The 26,504-nt window shown below is 70.8% G+C and carries 18 protein-coding genes and 3 pseudogenes; 9 read left to right on the forward strand and 12 right to left on the reverse strand.

Translation table 11 applies throughout. The annotated features are described in order from the left end of the window. Positions 1-694 (forward strand): annotated as a pseudogene (locus tag DMB66_RS42200) (glycosyl hydrolase); the annotation flags it as partial. A gap of 456 nt (positions 695-1,150) precedes the next feature. Here DMB66_RS42200 and DMB66_RS42205 read toward each other — a convergent pair. The 3 genes from DMB66_RS42205 to ppdK all read right to left on the reverse strand — a co-directional run bounded on the left by DMB66_RS42205 (position 1,151) and on the right by ppdK (position 6,786). Continuing rightward, entirely contained in the window at positions 1,151-3,265 is a 2,115-nt protein-coding gene (locus DMB66_RS42205) for a bifunctional SulP family inorganic anion transporter/carbonic anhydrase (RefSeq protein ID WP_125809741.1), read from the reverse strand. A gap of 117 nt (positions 3,266-3,382) precedes the next feature. Further along, positions 3,383-4,078, reverse strand: coding sequence for an SDR family oxidoreductase (locus DMB66_RS42210; protein ID WP_233625229.1), 696 nt, complete (start codon positions 4,076-4,078; stop codon positions 3,383-3,385). A gap of 20 nt (positions 4,079-4,098) precedes the next feature. Continuing rightward, entirely contained in the window at positions 4,099-6,786 is a 2,688-nt protein-coding gene (gene ppdK / locus DMB66_RS42215; RefSeq protein WP_125809754.1) for a pyruvate, phosphate dikinase, read from the reverse strand. 321 nt (positions 6,787-7,107) lie between these two features. Here ppdK and DMB66_RS42220 point away from each other — a divergent pair, with 321 nt between their 5' ends. The 6 genes from DMB66_RS42220 to DMB66_RS42245 all read left to right on the forward strand — a co-directional run bounded on the left by DMB66_RS42220 (position 7,108) and on the right by DMB66_RS42245 (position 16,260). Further along, the gene (locus tag DMB66_RS42220; protein ID WP_125809743.1) at positions 7,108-9,702 is read left to right on the forward strand and encodes a carboxylate--amine ligase/circularly permuted type 2 ATP-grasp protein; all 2,595 of its coding nucleotides are present in this window, start codon (positions 7,108-7,110) and stop codon (positions 9,700-9,702) included. 94 nt (positions 9,703-9,796) lie between these two features. Next, positions 9,797-11,569, forward strand: coding sequence for an N-acetylglutaminylglutamine amidotransferase (locus tag DMB66_RS42225; RefSeq protein ID WP_125809744.1), 1,773 nt, complete (start codon positions 9,797-9,799; stop codon positions 11,567-11,569). 20 nt (positions 11,570-11,589) lie between these two features. Further along, on the forward strand, positions 11,590-13,356 hold the full coding sequence (locus DMB66_RS42230; protein WP_125809745.1) for a S9 family peptidase: 1,767 nt from the start codon (positions 11,590-11,592) through the stop codon (positions 13,354-13,356). Between the two features lie 255 nt (positions 13,357-13,611). Then, positions 13,612-14,937, forward strand: coding sequence for a nitrate/nitrite transporter (locus DMB66_RS42235; protein ID WP_125809746.1), 1,326 nt, complete (start codon positions 13,612-13,614; stop codon positions 14,935-14,937). Positions 14,938-14,975: 38 nt separating this feature from the next. Continuing rightward, entirely contained in the window at positions 14,976-15,719 is a 744-nt protein-coding gene (locus DMB66_RS61730; RefSeq protein WP_158647548.1) for a hypothetical protein, read from the forward strand. A 34-nt stretch (positions 15,720-15,753) separates the two neighbouring features. Beyond that, a complete protein-coding gene (locus tag DMB66_RS42245) occupies positions 15,754-16,260 on the forward strand; it encodes a DUF664 domain-containing protein (RefSeq protein WP_125809748.1) in 507 nt (168 codons plus the stop codon). 217 nt (positions 16,261-16,477) lie between these two features. Here DMB66_RS42245 and DMB66_RS42250 read toward each other — a convergent pair whose 3' ends face one another. The 7 genes and pseudogenes from DMB66_RS42250 to DMB66_RS42275 all read right to left on the reverse strand — a co-directional run bounded on the left by DMB66_RS42250 (position 16,478) and on the right by DMB66_RS42275 (position 22,221). Continuing rightward, positions 16,478-17,953 carry an ATP-binding protein gene (locus DMB66_RS42250; protein WP_125809749.1) on the reverse strand — a complete coding sequence of 492 codons (1,476 nt, stop codon included), beginning with the start codon at positions 17,951-17,953 and terminating at the stop codon, positions 16,478-16,480. Then, positions 17,954-19,612: an FAD-dependent oxidoreductase gene (locus tag DMB66_RS42255; RefSeq protein WP_125809750.1), complete on the reverse strand. Its 1,659-nt coding sequence runs from the start codon at positions 19,610-19,612 to the stop codon at positions 17,954-17,956. A gap of 10 nt (positions 19,613-19,622) precedes the next feature. Next, positions 19,623-19,916 carry a UBP-type zinc finger domain-containing protein gene (locus tag DMB66_RS65365; RefSeq protein WP_125809751.1) on the reverse strand — a complete coding sequence of 98 codons (294 nt, stop codon included), beginning with the start codon at positions 19,914-19,916 and terminating at the stop codon, positions 19,623-19,625. Further along, positions 19,913-20,059 (reverse strand): N-acetyltransferase, encoded by a 147-nt coding sequence (locus DMB66_RS64525; RefSeq protein ID WP_233625234.1) that lies wholly within the window; start codon positions 20,057-20,059, stop codon positions 19,913-19,915. The genes DMB66_RS65365 and DMB66_RS64525 overlap by 4 nt, the downstream gene beginning before the upstream one ends. Positions 20,060-20,351: 292 nt before the next feature. Further along, a pseudogene (locus tag DMB66_RS64530) lies at positions 20,352-21,077 on the reverse strand (NAD(+)/NADH kinase); the annotation flags it as partial. A gap of 95 nt (positions 21,078-21,172) precedes the next feature. Beyond that, positions 21,173-21,907 carry a methyltransferase gene (locus tag DMB66_RS42270; protein WP_125809752.1) on the reverse strand — a complete coding sequence of 245 codons (735 nt, stop codon included), beginning with the start codon at positions 21,905-21,907 and terminating at the stop codon, positions 21,173-21,175. Positions 21,908-22,017: 110 nt separating this feature from the next. After that, entirely contained in the window at positions 22,018-22,221 is a 204-nt protein-coding gene (locus tag DMB66_RS42275) for a cold-shock protein (protein ID WP_023561244.1), read from the reverse strand. Positions 22,222-22,538: 317 nt separating this feature from the next. Between DMB66_RS42275 and DMB66_RS42280 the strand changes: the two genes are divergently transcribed. After that, on the forward strand, positions 22,539-24,086 hold the full coding sequence (locus DMB66_RS42280) for a ricin-type beta-trefoil lectin domain protein (RefSeq protein WP_233625230.1): 1,548 nt from the start codon (positions 22,539-22,541) through the stop codon (positions 24,084-24,086). Between the two features lie 310 nt (positions 24,087-24,396). Further along, positions 24,397-25,620: a multidrug effflux MFS transporter gene (locus tag DMB66_RS42285; protein WP_125809756.1), complete on the forward strand. Its 1,224-nt coding sequence runs from the start codon at positions 24,397-24,399 to the stop codon at positions 25,618-25,620. A 43-nt stretch (positions 25,621-25,663) separates the two neighbouring features. On the opposite strand, the gene DMB66_RS42290 is transcribed toward DMB66_RS42285, so the two are convergent. Beyond that, on the reverse strand, positions 25,664-26,038 hold the full coding sequence (locus tag DMB66_RS42290; RefSeq protein WP_125809753.1) for a hypothetical protein: 375 nt from the start codon (positions 26,036-26,038) through the stop codon (positions 25,664-25,666). After that, positions 26,035-26,504 (reverse strand): annotated as a pseudogene (locus tag DMB66_RS42295) (ISAs1 family transposase); the annotation flags it as partial. The gene DMB66_RS42290 and the pseudogene DMB66_RS42295, both read right to left, overlap by 4 nt.

Consider the following 26,504-nt stretch of genomic DNA (forward strand, 5'->3'; position numbering starts at 1 on the left):
CACCGACAACCTGGTCGACAACAACGACGCCCGGGCCACCGGCGACGACAGCTTCGCACTGTTCTCCGCGATCGACGCGGGCGGCTCCGACGAGATCAACAACGTCTACTCGAACCTGTCCAGCACGCTGACCTGGCGGGCCGCGGGCATCGCGGTCTACGGCGGATACGCCAACACCTTCAAGAACATCTACATCGCGGACACCCTGGTCTACTCGGGCATCACCATCAGCTCCCTAGACTTCGGCTACCCGATGAACGGCTTCGGCGCCAACCCGCCGACGGTGTTCGACAACATCTCGATCGTCCGGGCGGGCGGCCACTTCTGGGGCGACCAGGTCTTCCCGGCGATCTGGGTCTTCTCCGCGTCGAAGGTCTTCCAGGGCATCCGGGTCAGCAACGTCGACATCGTCGACCCGACCTACTCGGGCATCATGTTCCAGACCAACTACGTGGGCGGCCAGCCGCAGTTCCCGGTCAAGGACACCGTATTCACCAACGTCTCGATCACCGGGGCCCAAAGGAGCGGCGACGCGTACGACGCGAAGTCGGGCTACGGCATCTGGGCGAACCCGATGCCGGAGGGCAACCAGGGCCCGGCGGTCGGCTCAGCGACGTTCACCAACCTGCGACTGAGCAACAACTTCAAGGACATCGAGAACCCGACCAGCACCTTCACCATCAACCGCGACTAGAAGACTGCTACGGCGGTTTGTGGTCCCCACCTCGGCGCCAGATCACGGCTTGCCTCGATCTGGCGCCGAAGGCCCCCGCCGCCCGGCGGCAGATCCCTACCCCCAACGCTTTGCTCTGCTTCCCCATAGGAAACACCTCGCTCTGCTTCCCCATCGGAAACACCGGCGGACGTAGGGGGTTCTACTTTCGGCTAAGGCCCCCGCCGCCCCGGCGACAGATCCCCACTCCCAACGCTTTGCTCTGCTACCCCATGGGAAACACCGGCGGATGCCGGGGGTTCTGCTTTCGGTTGCGGTCGGCATCGACCAGTGGGTGTTTCCGATGGGGAAGCAGAGCAAAGCGGCAAGCACCAACACCCCGCCGGCCGGGTGCGGCGGCACCGGAGGACAAGCGCCGTAGCGCCACGAGGACGACCGGGCCCGCACCGATCCCTCCGGTGCGGGCCCGGCTCGGGCTCAGGCCGCGGAGACCGGGCTCCGCAGCCCACCTTCCACGTTGTACATCCGTGCCTCGGCCAGGTCGAAGTAGAGGCCGCTGAGCTCCAGCCGGCCCTCGCCGACGGCGCGGCGCACGCTCGGGTACGTCCGCAGGTTCTCCAGTTGCTGCTCCACGTTCGCGGTGATGCACTCCTCCTCGTGCTCGCGCCCGGTCAGGGTGATCCCCGCGGAGCCCAGCCAGGCGCCCAGCACCGAAGCGGAGCCCGCCGCGCCGGCCATCATCGCCCGGACCGCCCCGCAGCCCGAGTGGCCGCACACGGTGATCGTCGTGACGCCGAGCACGTCGACCGCGTACTCGATGCCCGCGCCGACCGAGGAGTCGCCGGTGCCGTACACCGGCACGATGTTGCCGACGTTGCGCAGGCAGAACAGGTCGCCCGGACCGCTGGTGGTGATCATGTTGGGCACCACCCGGGAGTCGGCGCAGGTGATGAAGAGCTGCTCCGGTCGCTGGCCGTCGCGGGCCAGGCCGGCCATGTGCCGGCGGACCAGCGGGGCGACGCTGCGCTCGAATTCGTCGATTCCGGCGGCCATCGCGTCGCGCCGCTGCTCGTTCATCGAGATCCACTGGGACCAGGAGCCGAGGAAGCGGGGCAGCCGGCCGGGGTGGGAGCGGGCCCCGCCGAGCCGGCCGAAGGTGGCCCGGTGGAACCAGCTGTCGTGCACCTCCTCGATGTGCACCCGGCCGCCGCCGCGCCGGTACGCGTCCCGCCAGTCCTGGATCGTCTCGAACGCGCCGTGGTCCAGGTAGTCCAGGTGCAGTTCCAGCTCGACCGACTCGCCCGGCGGCACCGCGGCCAGCTCGCGGGCCACCCGGCCGGAGCCGATGAAGGCGAGCGTGCCGGTGATGACCACCAGCCAGCGGCCGGGCCCCGGCGAGGAGCGGTGGATCTCGCACCGGGCCAGCCGGGCCAGCATGAACAGCACCGCCGTGGCCATGCCCAGCACCACGCCGGTCAGCAGGTCGGTGCAGATCACCCCGAGCGCGGTGACCAGGTAGGTCGGCAGTTCCCGGTGCCGGACGTAGGCCTTGATCTGGGCCAGGCTGACCAACCGGAGCCCGACGACGACCAGCACCGCGGCCAGCGCGGCGAGCGGGATCCGCTCCAGCACGCCGGCGAAGAGCAGCACGCAGACGGCGATCCAGCAGCCGTGCAGCACGGTCGAGGCCCGGGTCCGGGCGCCGGCGGCGACGTTGGTGGAGCCGCGCACGATGACGCCGGTGACCGGCAGCCCGCCGAGCACGCCCGACACCGTGTTGGCGGCGCCCTGGGCTAGCAGTTCGCGGTTGAGGTTGGCCCGCTTGCCGTCGTGCAGTTTGTCGATCGCGACGGCGGACAGCAGCGACTCGACGCTGGCGACCAGGGCGATGGTCAGCACGATGCCGGCGATCTGGGTCAGCGGCGCGTCCGGCCAGCGCGGGAGGGCCAGCTCGTCGAGCGGGTGGTCCGGCAGCTCCACCCGTTCGATGGGCTGCCCGGTCAGCGCGGCGGTCGCGGTGGCCACGACGACCGCGACCAGGGCGCCGGGCAGCAGCGAGATCTTCACGTACCGGGTCCAGAGCAGCAGGATCGCGATGGTCAGCACGCCGATCCCGAGCGAGACGCCGTGGTGGCCGGCGATCTGGGCGGGCAGGTCGCGCAGGTTCCGCCAGGCGGCGCTCTGCGGATCTCCGCCGAGCACGATGTGCACCTGGCTGAGCGCGATCACGATGCCGATCCCCGCCAGCATGCCGTGCACGACGGCCGGGGAGAGCGCGAGCGCCGCCCGGCCCAGCCGGGAGGCGCCGAGCGCGATCTGCACCAGGCCGGCCATCGCCACGACGGCCGTGGTCTGTGCCCAGCCCAGCTCGGAGACGGCCCCCGCGACGACCACCGTCAGGCCGGCGGCCGGGCCGCTGACCTGTAGCGGCGACCCGCTGAGCGCGCCGGCCACGACGCCGCCGACCACCGCGGCGATGAGGCCGGCCAGCAGCGGGGCGCCCGAGGCGGCGGCGATCCCGAGCGACAGCGGGATGGCGATGAGGAAGACGACAATGGAGGCGGGTACGTCGTGCCGCAGCAGCGTGCGCATCGGCGTGGTGACCCCTTCCCGGATCTCTTGCGAATAAGCTCGCAATTAGGGCATTTGGGACACCATAGCGAAGCCGAGTGAACAGACTGTTACATAGCGTGATCCGGGAGGATACTCTCAGCGCTTTCTCAACCGCGCCTGGATTCGGGAGACCGGCCGCAGCGCGGCGGTGAGCAGGGTCATCCGGCGCGGATACGACACGACCGCCGGCCGGGTCCGCAGGCAGCGGATCAGCACGTCGACCGCCCGGTCCACGGTGATCATCATGGGCCGGACCGCGCCCTTGGCCATCTTGGTGTCGACGAAGCCGAACCGCACGGTGCTGACCGCCACCCCGCGCGGGCGCAGCGCCGCGCCCAGTGCGATCAGGAACGAGGACATGCCGGCCTTCGACGCCGCATAGCCGGGAGCCTCCGGCGAGATCAGCGAGTCGGCGAGGCTGGAGAGCCCGACCAGGTGCCCGCCGCCGGCCGCCAGCATCCGCGGCACGACCACCTCGACCGTGCGCGCGACGCCGAGCAGGTTGACCTCGATGGCCCGGGTCTGCGCCGCGAGGTCGTCGAGGTCGAGCAGGTCACCGACGCCGGCGGCGTAGACGCAGAGCTCGACCCGGCCGGCACCGGCGCAGGCCCGTTCCAGCTCCGCCGGGTATCCGGCAGCCGTGACGTCGGCCGCGACGTGCACGTACCGGTCGTGCTCGAGGCCGGCGGCGCGGCGGGACAGCCCGGTGACCGCCCAGCCGTCGCTGAGCAGTCGCCGGGTCAGCGCCAGCCCGATGCCGTCCGTGTTGCCGATGATGATCGCGTGTCGCACGGCCCGGGAGCCTACGCCCATCAGCGACTGTCGGAGTCCCCCGCGGTGAGCGCGGCCCGGCCCGCCTCCAGCCGGGCGACCGGCACCCGGAACGGCGAGCAGGAGACGTAGTCCAGGCCGACCTCGTGGAAGAAGTGCACCGACTCGGGGTCACCCCCGTGCTCGCCGCAGACACCCAGCTTGAGATCCGGACGCACCGCCCGGCCCTCCTCGGCCGCGATCCGGATGAGCCGGCCGACGCCGTCGCGGTCGATCGACTCGAACGGCGAGATGCCGAAGATGCCCAGCTCCAGGTAGCGCCAGAAGAACGCGCCCTCGACGTCGTCGCGGGAGAACCCCCAGCCCATCTGGGTCAGGTCGTTGGTGCCGAAGGAGAAGAAGTCGGCGGCCTCGGCGATCTGCCCGGCGGTCAACGCCGCCCGCGGCACCTCGATCATCGTGCCGATCAGCACCTGGACGCCGCTGCCGGCGACGACCTCGGCGACGATCTGCTCGCATTCCCGGCGGACCGTCTCCAGCTCCTGCACGGCGCCGACCAGCGGCACCATGATCTCCGGGCGCGGGTCGAGACCCTCGCCGGCCAGCTGCACGGCGGCCTCGGTGATCGCCCGGACCTGCATCGCGAACAGGCCGGGAATGACCAGGCCCAGGCGTACGCCGCGCAGGCCGAGCATCGGGTTCTGCTCGTGCATCCGCCGTACGGCGTCGAGCAGTACGGCGTCCTCCGCGTGCTCCTCGCCGCGCTCGCGGGCCACCGCCACGTTGACCGCGAGCTCCTCCAGCGACGGCAGGAACTCGTGCAGCGGCGGGTCGATGAGGCGCACGGTCACCGGCAGACCGTCCATCGCCCGGAACAGGTCGACGAAGTCCGCGCGCTGCAACGGCAGCAGCGCCGCCAGGGCGTCCGAGCGCTCGGCCGGGGTCGCCGCCAGGATCAGCCGCTCGACCAGCTCGCGCCGGTCGCCCAGGAACATGTGCTCGGTCCGGCACAGGCCGATGCCCTCAGCGCCGAAGCGCCGCGCCCGGGCCGCGTCGTCGGCGGTGTCGGCGTTGGTGCGCACGGCCAGGGCCCGGGTGGCGTCGGCCCGCGTCATGATCTGGTGTACGGCATCGACCAGCGGGTCCTCGGCCTCGGCGGGAGTCAGCGTGCCCTCGAAGTAGTGCACCACCTCGGACGGACGAACCGGCACCGAGCCCAGATAGACACAGCCCGTGGTGCCGTCCACCGAGATGACGTCGCCCTCGGCTACCGTCCGTCCGGCGACGGTGAAGCGGTCCGCCGCGATCTCCAGCGAGTCGGCGCCGCAGACGCAGGTGCGCCCCATGCCGCGGGCCACCACCGCCGCGTGGCTCGTCTTGCCACCCCGCGCGGTGAGGATGCCCTGGGCGGCGATCATGCCGGACAGGTCCTCCGGGTTGGTCTCCCGGCGCACCAGGATGACCTGCTCGCCGGCCGCGGCCAGCTCGACGGCCCGCTCGGCGCTGAACACGGCCTTGCCGACCGCCGCACCCGGCGAGGCGCCGATGCCCTTGGTCAGCGCGACCGGGTCGCCGCCGAGGTCGAAGCGGGGGAACATCAGCTGGGCGAGCTGCGACCCGGAGACCCGGCGCAACGCCTCGTCGAGATCGATCGCACCCTCGTTGACCAGCTGCGCGGCGATCCGGAAGGCGGCGCCGGCGGTACGTTTGCCGACCCGGGTCTGCAGCATCCACAGCTTGCCGCGCTCGATGGTGAACTCGATGTCGCACAGGTCGCGGTAGTGGCCCTCCAGCTTGGCCATGATCGCCAGCAACTGCTCGTACGAGCGGGGGTCGAGCGTCGCCAGGTCCTGCAGCGGGATCGTGTTGCGGATGCCGGCCACGACGTCCTCACCCTGGGCGTTGGCCAGGTAGTCGCCGTAGATGCCCTGGGCGCCGCTGGCCGGGTCGCGGGTGAACGCCACGCCGGTGCCGGAGTCGGCGCCGAGGTTGCCGAAGACCATCGCCACGACGTTCACCGCCGTGCCGAGATCCGCCGGAATGCGTTCCTGACGGCGGTAGAGAACGGCCCGTTCCGCATTCCATGAGCGGAAGACCGCGGCCATGGCCAATGACATCTGCTCGCGCGGATCCTGCGGGAAGTCGTATCCGGTGTGCTTGGCGAAAATGTGTTTGTATCGATCAACCAGGGCCCGAAGATCGGCGGCGTCCAGATGCAGATCATCGGTCGTGCCGCGGGCGTTCTTGGCCTCGTCCAGGGCTGCGGAGAATTCCTCACCGGGCACATCGCAGACGGTTTTGCCGAACATCTGGATGAGCCGCCGGTAGGAATCCCAGGCGAACCGGTCGTTGCCGCCGGCCTGCGCGGCGAGCCCCACCACGCTGGCGTCGTTGAGCCCGACGTTGAGCACCGTCTCCATCATGCCGGGCATCGAGAAGGCCGCCCCGGAACGCACCGAGACCAGCAATGGATCAGCCGGGTCGCCGAGCCGCCGGCCCATCGTCGACTCCAGCGCGGCGAGATGCTCGTCGATCTCCTCGGCCAGCCCGGCGGGGTTGCTGCCGGTCGCCAGGTAGGCCTGGCAGGCCTGGGTGGTGACGGTGAATCCCGCCGGCACCGGCAGGCCCAGGCGGGTCATCTCGGCGAGATTCGCCCCTTTACCACCGAGTAGCTCCTTGAGCTCCCGGCGACCTTCCGCAAAATCGTAGACATACTTTTCGCCGGCCATTGTCACGACTGCCTCCCGGAAGGTGATGCGTCACCGAACGCCTGCGCCCGAACATTCGTTAATGGTGTCCGGAGAGTAGGTGTCGCGCCACCGGACGCCATAGCACTGGTGAGTAATTGCACATGCTTTGGCGTATTCGGGCTCGCTGAACCGGTTTTTCGCGCAGCCGCGAGCACGATCGCGCACGACCCGGCAGACCCGGCCGCGCGCCGGTGTCATGATCGTCATGCTTGGTAGGTGCCGGAAATGGGCACGTCACAGGATGGGTACATGCGCTGGCAAGGCTCCGGGCAACGGACGACGACATAGGCGGTTTCAGGCATGACGGAGTCACTCAGGGTCTCGGAGGACGACGAAGTGAGGGAGGCGAACGGCGCCATCGGCACCGAGCTCACCCTCGGCGTCGAGGAGGAGTTGCACGTCGTCGATCTCAAGACCAGGGAGCTCGTCCCCCGGGCACCGCAGGTGCTCGACCTGCTCGACGAGGCGCACTTCTCGGCCGAGCTGCACCGCTCGGTGGTGGAGACGAACACCCCGGTGGCCGGCACGCTGGACGAGTTGCGGGAGGGGATCGTCTCGCTGCGCCGCCGGGCCATCGGCGTCGCCGAGTCGCTCGGGCTCGGCCTGGTCGCCGCGGGCACCGTCCCGCTGGTGAACCTCGACTCCCTGCCGGTGACCCCGACCTCGCGGTATCGCCGGATGCTCGACGAATATCAGATGCTCGCCCGCGAGCAGCTCATCTGTGGCGCCCAGGTGCACGTCGGCGTTCCCGACCGCGACGAGGCCGTGTCGATCGCCCAGCGGGTCGCCCCGGCGCTGCCGGTGCTGCTGGGGCTCTCCGCCAGTTCCCCGTACTGGATGGGTGAGGACAGCGGCTACGCCAGCGTCCGCTCGCTGGTCTGGCTGCGCTGGCCGACCAGCGGCGACAGCGGCGCGGTGACCTCGGCCGCCGACCACGACGCGCTGGTCGCCGACCTGATCGCCTCCGGCACGATCACCGACCCGAAGATGGTCTATTTCGACGTCCGGCCCTCGGCGCACCTGCCCACCGTCGAGCTGCGGGTCACCGACTCCAGCCCCGACGCGGACACCGTGGTGCTGCTGGCCGGGCTGTTCCGCGGGCTCGTGCTGCGCGCCCGGCAGGACTACCGGGCGGGCATCCCGATCACGGCGACCCGGCCGCCGCTGCACCGCGCCGCGATGTGGCGGGCCGCCCGGTCCGGCCTCGAGGGCGACCTGCTCGACCTGCCCCGCTCCCCCGTGCCGGTGCCCGCCGCGGTCGCCGTCGAGCGGCTCGTCGGCGACCTACGGCCGCAGCTCGAGGAGCTCGGCGACTGGGAGCAGGTCTTCGACCTGTCCGTGCAGGCGCTCAGCCGGGGCAGCTCGGCGGCCCGCCAGCGCCGGGCGATGACCCGGCGCGGCCGCATCTCCGACGTGGTCGACCTGCTCATCGCCGACACCCGGGGCGGCGCGACCGGCATCGGACCGGGCGGGCAGACCGTGCCGGCCGGGCTCACCCCGTACGCGGCGGCCGGCGACGAGGCCTTCCCGCACGGCGACGTCGTGCCGGCGTACCAGGGGATCGTCACCGTGCTCGGCGCGCTCGGCCCCGCCGGGCTGCGCCGCCGCGAGGACGCCAGGGACGACGAGCAGCGCGCCCGCGGGGTCACCTTCAGCATGGCCGGCGAGGTCGCGACCCGGCTCTTCCCGTTCGACCTGGTGCCCCGCCTGGTCCCGGCCGACGACTGGCAGGACCTGCGGAGCGGCCTGATCCAGCGGGTCCGCGCCCTGGACGCCTTCGTCAACGACGTCTACACCGACCGGGTCGTGGTCAAGGACGGCATCATGCCGGGCTGGGTCATCGACGGCTCCCCGGAGCTGCGCCCCAGCGGCGCCCTGGTCAGCCGGCCGGGCGTGCGCGCCCAGGTGGCCGGGGTCGACCTGGTCCGCGACGGCGAGGGCAACTGGTGCGTGCTGGAGGACAACCTGCGGGTGCCCTCCGGCATCGGGTACGCGATGCAGAACCGCCGGCTCACCGAGAGCGTGCTGCCGGAGCTGCCGCGCCCCGACGGCCTGCTCAGCATCGAGGAGACCCCGCGGCTGCTGCTGCGCGCGCTGCTCGACGCGGCCGGCCCGGCGGCTGGCGACGACCCGGCGGTGGTCGTGCTCAGCCAGGGCCCGGAGGACTCCGCCTGGTTCGAGCACCAGATGCTCGCCGAGGAGATGGGCGTCCCCGTGGTCCGCAGCGTCGAACTGCTGGTCGACGAGGGCCGGGTGCACCGGGTCCGGAACGGCCGCAAGCACCCGGTCGACGTGATCTACCTGCGGATGGGCGAGGACAGCCTGGTGCACTCGCCCGGCGCGGACGGGATGCCGCTGGGCCCGAGCCTGGTCACCGCCCTGCACGCCGACACCGTCGTGCTGGCCAACGCGCTGGGCAACGGCATCGGCGACGACAAGGCCGTGTACGCGTACGTGCCCAAGCTGATCGAGTACTACCTGGGCGAGAAGCCGCTGCTGGCGGACGTGCCGACGTACCTGTGCGGGGTGCCGGAGCAGCGGGCGCAGGTGCTCGGCCGGCTCGAGGAGCTGGTCTGCAAGCCGGTCGACGGCTACGGCGGCGACCGGATCGTGATCGGCCCGCACGCCTCGCCCGCGGACCTGGACGCGGTCCGCCGGCAGATCAACACCGCGCCGCACCGCTGGGTGGCGCAGGAGGTCGTCGACCTGTCCACCCACCCGGTCTTCGACGGCCACCAGCTCGCGCCGCGCCACGTCGACCTGCGCGCGTTCATCTTCACCGGCCGGACCTCGGTGGTCGCGCCGGTCGCGCTGACCCGGGTCGCGCCCGCGGGCAGCATGATCGTCAATTCCTCCCGGGGCGGCGGCTCGAAGGACACTTGGCTCTTGGGATAAGAGCGTTACGGCGGCGTCACAAACCGGAAACGGGAGCAGCACACCCTGGTGAATCTTGGGTGTGCCTCCTACTGCCCCCAAGGAGGTTCAGGCCATGTGTGGAATCGGCGGCGAGCTGCGGTACGACGCCCAGGCGGCGGACGGTGACGCCGTCCGGCGAATGTTGCCGTGCCTGCGGTCCCGTGGGCCCGACGGCGAAGGTCTCTGGCAGCGCGGCGCCGTCGCGTTCGGCCACCGCAGACTCAAGATCATCGATCTCTCCGAGGCCGGCGCCCAGCCGATGACCGACGAGCAGCTCGGCCTGACCCTGGTCTTCAACGGCTGCGTCTACAACTACCGGCAGCTCCGCGACGAGCTGCGCGGCTACGGCTACACCTTCTTCTCCACCTCCGACACCGAGGTGATCATCAAGGCGTACCACCGCTGGGGCGCCGACTGCGTCCAGCATTTCCTGGGGATGTTCGCCTTCGCCGTCGCCGAGCACGCCACCGGCCGGGTCATGCTGGCCCGCGACCGGCTCGGCATCAAGCCGATGTACCTGGCGGAGACCCCCGGCCGGCTGCGTTTCGCGTCCACCGTGCCGGCCCTGCTGGCGGCCGGCGACGTCGACACCTCGATCGACAAGGTGGCGCTGCAGCACTACATGACGTTCCACTCGGTGGTGCCGGCGCCGCGCACGATGATCAGCGGCATCCGCAAGCTGCCCCCGGCCACGGTCCGGATCATCGAGCCGGACGGTACGTCCACCTCGCACGTCTACTGGGAGGCATCGCACACCCGCTCGCTCATCAAGACGCGGGCCGAATGGGCCGAGGCCGTCCACGAGTCGTTGCGGACGGCCGTCGAGCGGCGGATGGTCGCCGACGTGCCGGTCGGCGTGCTGCTCTCCGGCGGGCTCGACTCCAGCTACATCGTGGCGCTGCTGGCCGAGCAGGGTCAGCGCGGGCTGACCACGTTCAGCATCGGCTTCGAGTCGGCGGCCGGCGAGAGCGGCGACGAGTTCGCATACTCCGACCTGATCGCCAAGCAGTTCGACACCACCCACCACCAGATCCGGATCGGCAAGGACCGCTTCCTGCCCGCCGTGGCGCGCACGGTCGCCGCCATGAGCGAGCCCATGGTCAGCCACGACTGCATCGCCTTCAACCTGCTCAGCGAGGACGTGTCGCAGCAGGTCAAGGTCGTGCAGTCGGGTCAGGGCGCCGACGAGATCCTGGCCGGCTACAGCTGGTACCCGCCGCTGGCGGAGGTGCCACGCGAGCAGGCCGTCGACGCGTACGCCCGGGAGTTCTTCGATCGCCCGTACCGTGAGCTGACCCACCAGCTCGCGCCGGAGTGGCTGCTGGACCACGACGTCAGCCGCGACTTCGTCGCGGCGAGCTTCGCCCGGCCCGGCGCGACGACCAGCGTCGACGCGGCGTTGCGGCTGGACTCTCAGGTCATGCTCGTCGACGATCCGGTCAAGCGGGTCGACAACATGACCATGGCATGGGGGCTGGAGGCGCGGGTACCGTTCCTCGATCACGAGTTGGTGGAACTCGCGGCGGCCTGCCCGCCCGAGCTGAAACTGGCGCAGGGCGGCAAGGGCGTCCTCAAGGACGCGGCCCGCGGCGTGGTGCCGGACGAGGTGATCGACCGGACCAAGGGCTACTTCCCGGTTCCCGGGATCCGGCACCTCGAAGGACCGATGCTGGAGCTGGTCCGCGACGCGCTGCACGCACCGGCGGCGCGGGCGCGCGGGTTGTTCCGGCAGGAATACGTTGACGCGCTGCTGGCCGACCCGAACACTGCTCGTACCACGCTCGGGGCGAACCAGTTGTGGCAGCTGGCGCTGCTGGAAATGTGGCTGCAGGACAAGGGGATCTAGCAAACCGAGGGAGGACCCGTATGACCGGTCAGCTCAACCGAGTCGACGTCACCGTGCTGCCCATGAGGTGGGTTTCGCTCGCCTCCGAGATATCGGGCAGCTGGTCGGGGGCGCTGTCGCCCGACGGCCGGCACGCGGCGTACGTCTCCGACCGCAGCGGTTCACCCAAGGTGTGGGTGCAGCCGGTCGGCAGCGAGCTGACCTTCCTGGTCGACACCGGCGAACACCCCGTCGTCTCGGTGCACTGGTCCACCGGCGGCGGGTGGCTCGCCTGCGTGCTGGCCCCCGGCGGCGCACCCCGCACCGAGGTGTGGCTGGTCCGCCCGGACGGCTCGGCGCTGCACCAGGTGGCGGGCTTCGGCGCGGACAGCGCGGACAACGTGCGCTGGCTGCCCGGGCGCCCGCTGCTCGCGGTCACCGAAAACCTGGAGACCACCCTGCTGGTGGACGCCGAGCACGGCACCCGGGAGACGATCACCACCGGCGAGCTGGTCGCCCTGTTCGACGTCGCCCCGGACCGCGGCCGGGCGCTGCTGCGCCACGGCCCGCGCGGCGGCCGTTACATCGCGGTGCGCGACCTGGCGACCGGCGTCGAGGAGTACGTGACCAGCGGCGAGCAGGCCTGCTTCGGCCCGGACGGCGCGGTGTACGCCCGCAGCGACGCCGGCGAACTGCCGGTGCTGATCCGGGTGGCCGACGGCAAGGTCGAGGTCCTGGCGTCGTCGGAGACCGCCGAGGTCGAGTCGTTCGCGCTGACCGCCGACGGCACGTCGATCGCGGTGCTCTGGAACGTCCGCGGCGGCGAGTCGGAGCTGACCGTGCTGGCCCGCGGCGACTCGACCCCGATCGACCTGCCCGGCCCCGTGGTGTCGGGCGTGTCCTGGTGCTTCGACGGCAGCACGCTGGCCTTCACCGCCGAGGGCCCGGGCCGGCCGCACGGCGTGTGGACCTACGACGGCGACCTGCACCCGGTCTCGGTCGAAAAACCCGACCCGAACGCGATCCGCCCGATGCTGCACCGCTTCGCCTCCCACGACGGCCTGGAGATCAGCGGCTGGCTCTTCCAGCCGGCGACGACCGGCCCGCACCCGACGGTGCTGTGGCTGCACGGCGGCCCGGAGGCACAGGAGCGGCCGGGGCACGGCCCGCTGTTCCAGTCACTGGTGGACCGGGGCATCGCGGTCTTCGCACCCAACGTGCGAGGCTCGTCCGGCTTCGGCCGCAGCTTCGTCAACGCGGACAACGGCGCCCTGCGCTACGCGGCCGTCGCCGACGTGGCGGCCTGCGTGTCATACCTGGTGGCCGCGGGCGTGGCCGACCCGGCGCGGGTGGGCTGCATGGGCCGCTCGTACGGCGGCTACCTGACGCTGGCGGCGCTGACGACGTACCCGTCGATGTTCGCCGTCGGGATCGACGTGTGCGGCATGTCCAACTTCGCGACGTTCTACGAGCACACGGAGCCCTGGATCGCAGCGGCGGCGGTATCGAAGTACGGCGACCCGGTGGCGGACGCGGAACTGCTCCGCGACCTGTCCCCGATCACCCACATCGACCGCCTCACGACACCGCTGATGATCGTGCACGGCGAGAACGACAGCAACGTCCCGGTGATCGAGGCGGAGCAGGTGGTGGCGGCGCTGACGGCGCGCGGGGTCCGGCACCGGTATCTGCTCTTCCCGGACGAGGGCCACGAGTTGCAACACCGCGCCTCGCGAGCGGAATACCTCCGAGAGACGGTCGGCTGGCTCACCACGCACCTCGCGGCGGCTCCCGCACTGCTTACCTAGCCGGTCGGCAGGGGTGCCCTGCGCGCCCCTGCCCCTCCGCTCGCTTGCCGCTCACCCACCCGCGCTGCCGCGTCGACCACGGACCGGGCCATCGTCGTCCGTGGCTGCCTGCCGCGAGCAGAACGGCAGCACGCCGGGCCCGGGCTGTGGACAACCCACGTGACGGGCCACACGCCCCGCTTGTGACCCGGGTCGTTGTCGTGCGGGCGCCGCGCAGGACAGGGTGGGGGTACGCGATCGGATGGAGTTGACGCCATGCTTGGCGGCGCCCGGGCCTGGGCAGTGTGGGCCGTAGGGCTATCGGCGTATGTGGTCGCGGTTCTGCATCGCACCTCCCTCGGTGTCGCCGGGCTGGACGCGCAGGTCCGGTTCGATATCGGCGCCGGCGCCCTCGCCTCGTTCGCCGTTCTTCAGCTGCTGGTCTACGCCGCCCTGCAGGTTCCGGTCGGGCTGCTGCTCGACCGGTTCGGGTCGATGCGGCTCGTGGTCGGTGGCGCCCTGGTCATGGCCGCCGGGCAGGCGCTGATGGCGTTCTCCGACGGGATCACCGGTGCGGTGCTCGCCCGGGTGCTGGTCGGCGCCGGCGACGCGATGACCTTCATCAGCGTGCTGCGCATCGTGCCGCAGTGGTTCCCCGCCCGGCGGGTGCCCGTGGTCTCCCAGCTCACCGGCCTCGCCGGACAGCTCGGGCAGGTGCTCAGCGCCGTACCGCTGGCTCTGCTGCTGGCCGGTCCCGGCTGGAGCGCCGCCTTCGTCTCGGCGTCCGCCGCCGGGGTCTTCGTGGCGATCGTCGCGCTGGTGGCGTTGCACGACACACCGCAGCGGCGGGTCAACTCGGGCGAGGCCGTCACGCTCCGGCAGCTGGGCAGCGACCTGGCCGGCGCGTGGCGGCATCCCGGCACCCGGCTCGGGTTGTGGACGCACTTCACCGCCCAGTTTCCCGGCACGGTGTTCGCCCTGGTCTGGGGCTATCCGTTCCTGCTGGCCGGGGAGGGCGTGTCCCGGGGCACGGCGAGCGCGCTGCTGACCCTGTTCGTGCTGACCGGGATGGCCGCCGGGCCGGTGGTCGGCGTGCTGGTGCAGCGTCATCCGCTGCGCCGCTCGTGGCTGGCGCTCGGCGTGATCGGCGCCAACGCGCTGGGCTGGGGGCTGGTCATCGCCTGGCCCGGGCGGGCGCCGCTGGCCGTGCTGGTGGTGCTGGTGCTCGCGCTCAGTCTCGGCGGGCCGGGGTCGATGATCGGGTTCGAGTTCGCCCGGACGTTCAACCCGCCGAGCCGGCTCGGCACCGCGACCGGCATCGTCAACATCGGCGGTTTCGTCGCCTCACTGGTGGCGATCCTGCTCGTCGGCCTGATCCTGGACGCCCGCACCGGCGGACAGGCCACTTACGACATCGTGGACTTCAAAATCGCGATGTCGGTGCAATACGCGATCGGCGCTATCGGCCTGATCGGCATCCTGCGCACCCGCAAGCTGGCCAGACGGCGCCTCGCCGACGAGCAAGGCGTGATCATTCGGCCACTGCGTGAGGTATTCGCCGAGAAGGGTTGGTTTAGCGGAGACCGCACGGGTGAACATTGAGGCTTTGCCCGCCAACAGACGTTCGATGCGAGGAGGACATGAGCGAGCGCACACCGGACCGTATCTGGTCCGGCATCGAGGTCACGAAAATCATCGCGGGCACGCTCGCGGCAGTCACCGCAGCAGTCATCGGCTCCTTCCTGGGAGTCGCCGGCACGCTAGCCGGTGCGGCTGTCGCCAGTGTCGTCGGCTCGTTGGGAACGGAGCTCTACCAGAGATCGTTACACCGAGGCGCCAAGCGTCTCGGCGCCATCGCGCCCACGTTCGTCAAGGTTCCCGCCGCCGTGGGCACGCCCGCGGTCGCCGCCGCCACCGAGGAGGAGAAGCCATCGCACACCGTGCCGCCCCGCAAGGAAGTCCGCTGGGGCCGGATCGGCGTTGTCGCGGGGGCGTTGTTCGTGCTCGCCATGGGCTCGCTGACCGTGTTCGAGCTGATCTCGGGTGAGACCGTGGCATCGGCGGTGGGCAATTCGTCCTCCGGCCGGAGCACAGTCAGCAGCATTCTCGGCGATGACTCCGCGAAGAAGCCGGCGGTGACACCATCGACGGAGAGCACGCCGGCGCCCTCCGGGGAGCCGACGACGGAGCCGGCCGGCGAGCCCACAGCTCCCACGACCGAGCCGACCACCGAGCCGACCACCGATGCCCCGGCGGAGCCGACGGCGGAGCCGACCACCGAGCCCACGGCCGACGCGCCGGAACAGACCGGGCCGGCCGACCAGCAGGAGCAGGAGCAGCAGCAGGACGTCGCTCCGGAGCAGAACGGCACCACGACGGAGTAGCGCAGGCGAAGCGGAAGCGAAGGAGCGCGTCACCGTGAACGTCGACGAATTGCTCACCGAGGCCTTCGACCGGCTGCCCGCCCTGGTGCGGGCGGCGGTCGCGGGCCTGACCCCGGCGCAGCTGTGCACGCCGCCGGCCGAGGGTGCCAACACCGTCGGCTGGCTGGTGTGGCACCTCACCCGGATCCAGGACGGGCATCTGGCGGAGTTGACCGGCCAGGAGCAGGTGTATGTGACCGGTGACCACGCCCAGCACTTCGGTCTGAAGCCGGACCCCGACGACACCGGATACGGCCACCCGGCCGCGCGGGTCCTGGCCGTCCGCCCGGCGAGCGCCGCAGTGCTGGTGGACTACTACGAGGCGGTGCACGAGCGCACCCGGGCCTATCTCGCCGGCCGCACGCCCGGCGACCTGGACCGGGTCGTGGACGAGGCCTGGGATCCGCCGGTCACGCTGGGCGTGCGCCTGGTGAGCGTCCTGAACGACGACCTCCAGCACGTGGGCCAGGCGGCCTACGTGCGAGGGCTGCTCAAGAACTGACGAACCCGGCGAGAGGACTGACTGGCCTGGCGCTTCGGTAGCGTGGAGCCGGGTCCCGCCGACCGTGGTCCGGCCTCCCCCGAGACACGCGGAAGCGGTGGGCGGAGAGTCGCGACGCTAGTTTGAAAACGATTGGTTTCGTTGAGAAGGAAGCACCGCGGGGAGCCGCCCACCGCTGCCCTGATCATAGGCGGCCGGGGGCGGTCCGCTCATCCCATTATCGCGAGGCCTGCTCCGCCATCGGCAGCCTGACCAGGAAGCGGGTGTCGCCCGGCTGGGACCGCAGGACGATGTCGCCGCCGTGCCCGTTGACCACGATCCGGTACGAGATGTCCAGGCCCAGCCCGGTGCCCTCGCCCACCGCCTTGGTGGTGAAGAACGGCTCGAAGACCCGCTTGCGCAGCTCCTCGGGCACGCCCGGCCCGGTGTCGCCGATCGACACGATGACGTGGTCCTCTTCCCGGTACGTCTTGATCGTCAGCGTGCCCGCGCCGTGCATGGCCTGCACCGCGTTGTCGATGATGTTGGTCCACACCTGGTTCAGCTCGGCCGGGTGCGCGGGCACCTGCGGCAGGCCGCGGTCGTAGTCCTTGACCACCTTGACGCCCTCGCCGATCTTGTGGCCCAGCATGACCAGGGTGCTGTCCAGGCCGGTGTGCACGTCGATCCACTGGTGCGCGGCCCGGTCCAGCTGCGAATACTGCTTCGCCGAGGCGACCAGCGAGGAGACCCGGCCGGTCGCGTCCTCGATGTCGCTCATCAGCTGCTCGGTCTCCAGCGCGTACCCGATCCAGTGGATCGCCTGGTCGAGCAGGCCCGGCTCGACGACCTTGGCCCTGATCAGCTCCAGGCACTCGATGTCGATGCCGCCCTGGGCGAAGACCGGCGCCAGGTCCCAGCCGCCGGTGACCTGGTGCTCCTCCATCCAGTCGCCGAGCTCGTCCTCCCGGTCGGCGGCCTGCATGGCGGTGAGCGCGGGCGCCTTGGCGGCCCGCTCGATGACGTCCTCCTGGAGCTCGACCAGCGCGTCGAGGCGCTCCGGCGCGACCTTGCCGGCGGCGAGCATGCCCAGCTTGTGCCGCATCCCGGCGACCCGCTGGCGCAGCGCCCCGGTGGCCCGGGACGCGGCGGCGGCGGGATTGTTCAGCTCGTGCATGAGGCCCGCCGACAGCGCGCCGAGCGCGACCAGCCGCTGCCGCTCGGAGATCGCCGCCTGGGTGGTGCGCATGCCCAGGGTGAGGCCCTCCAGCAGGTGGATCGCCATCGGGAACCACTCGCGCATCAGCCAGCCGAAGTCCCGGGAGCTGAGCACGAAGAAGTCGGAGTCGTCGAGGGCACGCATCGAGGCCATGTACTTGTGCTCGATGCCGTCGTCGCGGATGTACGCCTGGGTGGCGCCCATGTACACGCCGCGCTGCTCCGTACGGGTGGTCTGCACGTCGTCCTGGCCCACCCGGCGGGAGAGCGCGATGGTGCCGCTGAGCAGCATGAAGAAGCTCTCGGCGGGCTCGCCCTCGCGGAGCACCAACTGCCCGGCGGCGACGTGCTGGGTGCAGCCGTGCTCGGCGATCCAGGCGAGCTGCTCGTCGGTCAGCTTCTCGAACAGGAACAGGGTCCTGAGCTCGGCGGGGGTGAGCCTGCCCGGCTCACAGGGGTCGAGCTCGATCTCCTCAACCGCGTCGGTGTCGGTCATCTACTGTGCCTCCAGGTAACGATGGACCAGCGTGACGGCCATCGCGCCCTCGCCGACCGCCGAGGCCACCCGTTTCACCGAGTTGGCCCGGACGTCGCCGGCGGCGAAGATGCCGGGAACACTGCACTCCAGGTAGAACGGATCCCGGTCCCGATCCCATCCCGCCGGACGGGTGCCATTCGCGAGCAGATCCGGGCCGGTGTAGACGAAGCCCTTCTCGTCGCGGGCGACGGCGCCGCCGAGCCAGTCGGTGCGCGGCTCGGCGCCGATGAAGACGAACAGATAGCCGCACTCGACGCTGGTCACCGTGTTGCTCTTGCTGTCGCAGATGGTGATCGCCTGGAGGTGACCGTTGCCCTGGGCGCCGACCACCTCGCACCGGCTCCGGACATGCACGTTTTCGATCTTGTTGAGCTGCTGGATCAGGTAGTAGGACATCGAGGCCTCCAGCGAGTCGCCCCGGACCAGCAGGGTGACGCTGCGGGCGTACCGGGCGAAGAAGAGCGCCGCCTGGCCGGCGGAATTCGCCCCGCCGATGATGTAGACGTCGCTGCCGGCGCAGGCCGGCCCCTCGGTCGCCGCCGAGCCGTAGTAGACCCCGGAGCCGGTCAGCGCGGCGACGCCGTCGGCGACCAGCGGCCGGTAGGCGACCCCGGTGGCCAGCACGATCGCATGCGCGGAGATCTCACCGCCGTCGGCGAAGTGCAGCGTCCGGGCCGAGCCGTCGGCGCGCAGGCCGACCACCTCGCGGGTGTTGAGCACCTCGGCGGAGAACTTGCCGGCCTGCCGGCGGGCCCGGTCGGTGAGCTGCGCGCCGGAGATGCCGTCGGGGAAGCCCAGGTAGTTTTCGATCCGGGAGCTCTGCCCCGCCTGTCCGCCGACCGCCTGCCGCTCCACGAGCAGCGTCTTGAGGCCCTCGGAGGCGCCGTAGACGGCCGCGCCGAGCCCGGCCGGCCCGCCGCCCACGATGATCAGGTCGTAGAAGTCGCGCTCCGGCGCCGTCGACAGCCCGGCCGCCTCGGCGACCTCCGAGTTGGTCGGCTGCGCCATCGCCCGGCCGTCGGCGGTGACCACCAGCGGGATGGATTCCGGGCCCACCCCGGCGGCGTCCAGCAGGCGGCGGCCCTCGGGGTCGTCGGCCGCGAGCCACTTGTACGGCACCAGGTTGCGCGCCAGGAAGTCCCGGATCTGGTACGACGGCTCGCTCCACCGGTGCCCGACCACCCGGATGTCCGCGACCTCGCGGTCACCGGTGGCCTGCCAGGCGTCCAGCAACGCGTCGATGACCGGGTAGAGCTTCTCCTCCGGCGGATCCCAGGGCTTGAGCAGGTAGTGGTCGACGTCGACCACGTTGATCGCCTGGATCGCGGCGTCCGTGTCCGCGTACGCGGTCAGCAGGGCGCGGCGGGCGTTCGGGAACAGGTCCATCGCCTGTTCGAGGAACTCGATGCCGTTCATCTGCGGCATCCGGTAGTCGGCCAGGATGACGGCCACCCGGCCGCCCCGGAGCTTGATCTCCTTGAGCGCTTCGAGGGCCTCGGCGGCGGAGGCGGCCCGGATGATCCGGTACGCCTCGCCATACCGGCGGCGCAGGTCCCGGGCGATCGCCCGGGACACCGAGGCATCGTCGTCGACGGTCAGGATGGCGGGATGGCCCATGGTTCAGTCCTCAGGGATGCGTGAACGAGGGGGCGTTCGCGACCTCGAAGGCCACGTTGTCCTGGTAACACCAGCACCAGTTCTCGCCCGGCTCGTACGACTGCACGATCGGGTGGCCGCCGGCGTGGAAGTGGGCGGTGGCGTGCTTGCCGGGCGACGAGTCGCAGCAGCCGACGTGCCCGCAGGTCATGCAGACCCGCAGGTGCACCCAGCGACCGCCGGCGGCCAGGCACTCCACGCAGCCGTCGCCGGAGGGCTCGACGTCCTGAATCTGGTCGAGGTGGGTGCAGACGGGTTTGGTCATCCGGGGTTTCCCTTCGTGGCGAGCAGATCGTTGAACTCGGGATGCCGTTCGACGTAACCGGCGACGTAGGGGCAGCTCACCACCACCGGGGTGGCCCGGCCCCGGGCGTCGGAGAGCGCGGCCGCGGCGAGCCGGCCGGCCACGCCCGCGGCCCTCGAAGGCCTGGTCGATCTCGGTGTGCGCCAGCTCGACCTCGCCGCCGTGTCGGCGGTAGTGCAGGACCCCGGCGAGCTCGCCGCCGAGCAGGACCTCGTAGCGGGACTGCTCGAAGCTGTCCACGACCGTCGCGTCGCCCAGATCGCCGGGGCCGACCTGGGCGCTGCCCTCGACCCGCAGCTTGCGCCGGGCCCGCTCGTAGAACGAGGTCTGGCCGAAGCGGATGACCTGGGCGGCGCCGGGCACCGGGCTGATGTCGAGCCGCTGGCCGGCCTCGGCGTAGCCCTCGATGATGCCGTCGACCTCGATGGCCAGCCGGCCGCTGGTCGGCAGCACGTCGAGTTGGAGCCGCTCGTCCGGCGAGAGCATCAGCGAGCGGTTGAACGAGGAGTGCGCGGCGGCCGCGCTGACCAGCAGGCCCTCGACGTTCGGCGACACGATCGGGCCACCGGCCGAGAAGCTGTACGCCGTGGAGCCGGTCGGGGTGGCGACGATCACGGCGTCGGCCGCGTAGCGGACGAAGTTGCTGCCCTCGACGTTGATGCCGACGTGGGCCAACCCCTTGCCGGGCACCCGCACCAGCGCGATGTCGTTGAAGGCGGAGACTTCCGCGCCGCCGGGCAGCACCGTGCGCACCGCCGTGCGGGACTCGATGGTGAACCGGTGGTCGTCGATCGAGGTGAGCGCGCCCGGCAGGTCGGGCAGGTCCACCTCGGCGAGGAAGCCCAGGCGGCCGACGTTGACGCCCAGGACGGGCGTCTTGCGGCCCTCGACCAGGCGCATCGTGCGCAGCATGGTGCCGTCGCCGCCCAGGCTGACCAGCAGCCCGGCGCGGTCGACCATCTCGCCGGCGTCGACCGCGACGGCCTCGCAGTCGATGCGGTTGATCTCGTCGTGCAGGCCCAGCACGGTGACGTCCCGCGCCGTGGCCCACTTGACGATGGCGTCGATGGCGGCACCGCAGTCCCGCCGCGGATGCAGCACGAGCCCGACGACCTTGATCATCCCCACCGCTGATACCCCACGTTCATCCAGCAACCCCCCGGTCGCGCGCGTCAGCGTTCAGCCTTGCACGCCCGACCGGGATCGGCGAGGGGCACCTAGCTAGTGAGGGCCACCGCTACCGGGGTGAGCACGCTGGTCTGGCTGCGCTGGCCGTCCTCGCCGGAGACCAGGGGCGCCGAGTCGTACGTGGTCAGGGTGCGCAGCAGCCCGGGCGGCGCATAGCCGCGGCCGGGGTCGCCCAGCAGCACGGTCGCGCCGCGCTGCATCGCGCGGCCGATGAACGGCAGCATCTTGGCGGCGACCTCGGCGGTGTAGAGGCAGTCGCCGGCGAGGATCACCTCGGCCTCGTCGCCGTCACCGTCGGTGATGTCGTCCACGACGGTGACGATCCGCACGCCGTTGGCGTTCGCATTCGCCTGGATCGCGGCGATTGCGTAGCCGTCCGTGTCGTTGGCGGTCACCTCGGCGGCGCCGGCGATGGCGGCGGCGATGGCGACCAGGCCGGAGCCCGACGCGAGGTCGAGGACGCGCCGGCCGGCGACGAGTTCGGGGTTGTCCAGCACGTAGCGGGCCAGGGCCTGGCCACCCGGCCACGGCGTGGCCCAGTACGGCGCGGCCAGCGGGCCGCCGTCCTCGGCCTCGAGCCGGGCCCAGAGCAGCACGGAATCCTCGGCGAGGAAGAGGTGGACCTCCGGGACCATCGGTACAGGGCCCATCTTGAGGGCGTCCTGCTGCACCGTGCGCGGCGGGAACGAGGCGTTGCGCAGCAGTCGTCGCTGCAGGGCGCTGTGGGTCACGGCCGCGTAGGGGGCTCCGGAGAAGGTCTTCACAGAACTCGTTTCGTAGTAGGAACTCGAGTTGGCGAGATCAAAAGGGGGGCAAACGACCGAGGGCCGCGCCCTCCGCTACAACGCGGAAGGCACGGCCCTCGTGACGTACGTCAGATGGGGCGAATGTTCGCAGCCTGCAGGCCCTTCTGGCCCTGCTCGATGTCGAACTCCACCCGCTGGTTCTCCTCGAGGGTGCGGTACCCGTCAGAGGCGATGGCGGAGAAGTGAGCGAACACGTCCGGCGCACCGCCGTCCTGGGTGATGAAGCCGAAGCCCTTGTCCGCGTTGAACCACTTCACTGTGCCGACAGCCATGCTGAACCCTTTCGAAACCACAGGGAGTTCGCACCTCGCGAACTCCGTCGCCGCCCGTAGAGAACAAGGAAACCGGACTCATTACGACAAAAGCCCGATGGGTTCGGATACCCACCAGGCTCTGGCAAATATGAGAAATCGGAACGGCAACTCGTCCAAGCTAGCACGTCCGACGGCCCAGCGACGGGCAACGCCGCGATGACATCGATGGACAACGATCATTGAAGTTTCTTGACAGATCGTTTAAAAATCGACAGACTCCGATTAAGAGAGCGCTCTCCTTCCCCCGGATACCCCCGTTCAGCGGAAGGATCCCCATGTCCCGTGCTGCCCGAACGCTCAGCGTCGCCGCCGCGGCGCTCACTGTCCTCGGCGTGCTGCCGGCCGCGAGTTTCGCCGCCGAGCCGCCCAAGCCCGCCGCCCCCAACGCGGCCTCGAGGTTCGACATGGCCCCCGGCATGGTCGCGGCACTGCGCCGCGACCTGCGGCTCACCGACGACCAGATCGCGGCCCGCCTCGCCACCGAGGCCGCCGCCCCGGTGGTGGAGAAACGGCTGCGCACCCGGCTCGGCGCGGCTTTCGCCGGCGCCTGGATCCCCGCCGGCGGCACCCGGCTCACCGTGGCGGTCACCGACCCGGGCGCGACGGCGGTCATCCGTACGGCGGGCGCGACCCCCAAGGTGGTCAAGCGCAGCAGCGCGGACCTGACGGCCGCGCACCGCAAGCTCGACGCGAACGCCGCCAAGGTCAAGAACACCACGGTCCGCGGCTGGTACGTCGACGTCGCGGCCAACCGCATCGTGGTGACGGCCGCGCCCGGTAAGGCGGCTGCCGCCCGTACCTTCGCCGCGGACAGCGGCGCGGGGGCGGTCACGGTCGTCGAGGCCGCCGAGGCGCCGAAGCCGATGTACGACATCCGCGGCGGCGACCAATACGTGATCAACGGCAACACGCTCTGCTCGGTCGGCTTCGCGGTCGCGGGCGGCTTCGTCAGCGCCGGGCACTGCGGCGGCGTGAACAGCCCGACGCTGGGCCACAACAACGTCGCGCAGGGCACCTTCGCCGGTTCGTCCTTCCCGGGCAACGACTACTCGTGGATCCGGACCAACGGCAACTGGACTCCGCAGCCCTGGGTCAACAACTACTCCGGCGGCAACGTGCTGGTGGCCGGCTCCCAGGACGCCGCGATCGGCAGCTCGGTCTGCCGTTCGGGCCGCACCACCGGCTGGCGCTGCGGGACCATTCAGGGCCGCAACGAGACCATCGTGTACGCCCAGGGCGCCGTCTCCGGCCTCAGCCGCAGCAACGCCTGCGCCGAGCCGGGCGACTCCGGCGGTTCCTGGATCTCGGGTAACCAGGCCCAGGGTGTGACCTCGGGCGGCACTGGCAACTGCTCGTCCGGCGGCACCATGTGGTTCCAGCCGGTCAACGAGATCCTCGGCGTCTACGGCCTGTCGCTGACCACCAGCGGGGGCGGTGGAGGCGCCAGCTCGGTCGTCAGCAACTGGAACAACCGGTGCATCGACGTGCCGAACAGCAACTTCTCCGACGGGGTGCTGCTGCAGATGTGGGGCTGCAACAACACGGCCGCGCAGAAGTGGAACTTCGTGAACGGCACGCTGCAGACGTCGAACAACAAGTGCATGGACGTGCCGTGGGGCTCGACCGCCAACGGCGTGATCATCCAGATCGTGGGCTGCAGCGGGAACCCGGCCCAGCAGTTCGTGCTCTCCGCGGCGGGCGATCTGGTCAACCCGCAGGCGAACAAGTGCATCGACATCAGGGACTGGAACTCCGCCGACGGCGCACGGCTGCAGCTGTGGGACTGCGCGGGAACCTTGAATCAGAAGTGGCGCCGGGTATAGCGAAGGAACTGTTTGCCGCCCGCCGATCGCACTGTCCGCGATCGGCGGGCGACTCTTCGTGGCGCGACATTGTGCGTCAACCGAATTTCCATTGTCCGGGCTTTTAACCTGCCCGCAATGAAGCATTTTCCGCAAGTGTGACGGGCGGCACCAAATTGCTTTCCGGGGAATCATGGTGGCGGCCGGAAACTTGTCGTACCTGTGTCGGACGCTGGACTGCGACCGACCGGACGACGGATGGGATCCACGAATGACCCAGGCGCCCGAACGCCTCGCAGCACCGCCGACGGCGCTGACGCCCGGTGAGCGCATGTCCTCCCGCGAGCGGCTGCAGCTCGTGCTGGTGCTCGGCTTCCTCATCGCCCTCGGCCCGCTCACCATCGACATGTATCTGCCGTCGCTGCCGACGATCACCGACGACCTGCAGACCACCACCGCGGCGGTGCAGCTCACCCTCACCGGCACGCTGGCCGGCCTGGCCCTCGGCCAGCTGCTGATCGGCCCGGTCTCCGACGCCGTCGGGCGCCGGGCGCCGCTGCTGGCCGGCGTCGCCGTGCACATCCTCGCGTCGGTGTTCTGCGTGCTGGCGCCCAACCTGGCGCTGCTCGGCACGCTGCGGGTGCTGCAGGGCCTGGGCGCCGCGGCCGCCGCGGTCGTCGCGATGGCGATCGTGCGGGACCTGTTCACCGGCCTCGCCGCCGCCAAGCTGCTCTCCCGCCTCATGCTGGTCATGGGCGCCGCCCCGATCCTGGCGCCGACGCTCGGCGGCATCACGCTGAGTTGGACGTCGTGGCGCGGAGTCTTCGTGGTGCTGGCGCTCTTCGGCATCGCGATGCTCGCGGTGACCGCGCTGGCCCTGCCCGAGACGCTGCCGGTCGAACGGCGGCGCAACGGCGGCGTGGCCGGCACCCTGCGCGACTACGGCCGGCTCTTCGGCGACCGCGCCTACCTCGGGCTGATCCTGGTGGCCGGGCTGGCGATGGCCGCGCTGTTCGCGTACGTCTCGGGCTCCTCGTTCGTCTTCCAGGACCAGTACGGCCTCAACGAGCAGGAGTTCGGCTACGTCTTCGGCGCCGGCGCGATCGGCCTGATCACCGCGACCCAGCTCAACGTGCGACTGCTGCGCCGCTGGAGCCCGTCACAGATCCTGATCACCTCACTCGCCGGCGGCGCAGCCGCGGGCCTGGTGCTGCTGCTCTTCGCGGCCACCGGCTTCGGCGGCCTGGTGGGCATACTGATCCCGCTCTGGCTGGTGCTGGCATCAGCCGGCCTGGCCCTGCCGAACGCCCCAGCGCTGGCGCTGTCCCGCCACGGCGAGGCCGCCGGCACCGCGGCAGCCCTGCTCGGCGCGGTCCAGTTCGGCGTGGGCGCACTGGCGGCCCCACTGGTCGGCGTCCTCGGCACCGGCGCGACCGGCATGGCCCTGGTGATCGCCGGCGGCATGGTCGCGGCCAACGTCGTGCTGCTGCTGGTCGTCCGCCCATGGCAGCTCCCGGTCGAGGCCACAGCGCCCGCGGTCACCGCCGCACACTGACCGCCCCGGCCCCGGCCGCACCACATCCGCCGTAGGGCGAGAGTCAGGAACTGATTTCCGGAGCCGCACCCGGCTTGCTCAACGGCTCCACCCGGGTGTCGAAACCCCCACAGACCACGAATCCCTCGTGGACACCGTCTCCGACAGACAGCCTCATGTAACGGTGCGATTGGCGTTCGGGAATGTCGACGAACCGGTCGATCGCGTCCGTGTCCATGGCCTCCGTGATCAGGATCTCCTTGTACCAGGCCCGGACCTGCATGCCAACCACGTTGAGGAAGACGATGTAGAGCGTGTCGGCAGAACCGGGGTCATGGCCGCTTCGGAGTTCCAATCGGCCATGACCGAGCTGGTAGGACCAGGGACGGAAGGTCCGCGCGAACCGCAACGGCAACTGCGGCCGGAAGTTCAGGGTCATTGCGTTCTGGGGTTGCTGCTGATCACGGCGGTGATGAGGTCGTGGGGGCGGCGGTTGGCGCGTCGGGTGGCGCGGGCGATGTTGGTGTCGCCGCTGATGCGATGGAAGCCGATCGCGGTGTTACGCAGGGTTGCCATGACGGCGGGTCCGTTACCGGTCCGGGCCTGATGTGAATCTTCACGGAACGTGACATCTCGTACGTGGTGCACGAGATTTTCGATTAGCCACTCGGCCCGAATCCATCGCTGCAGGTCGATCGGGTGGGCGTCGGTGGCGGGCAGCGAGATGGTCAGGTACGCGGTCTCGCGGGTGGTCTTGCCGCTTTTGGTGGTGGTGCGGGTCCGGGTGATCCGGATGGCCTGCTCGGCGTGGGGAATCCGATCCCACCGGGCGTGTGCAGGGTGATGGCCTTGACGGTGCGGGTCTCCCGGCGGCCGTGACCGTGGTCGCGGGTCTGATGGCCGAT

The sequence above is a fragment of the Actinoplanes sp. ATCC 53533 genome (assembly GCF_003947245.1).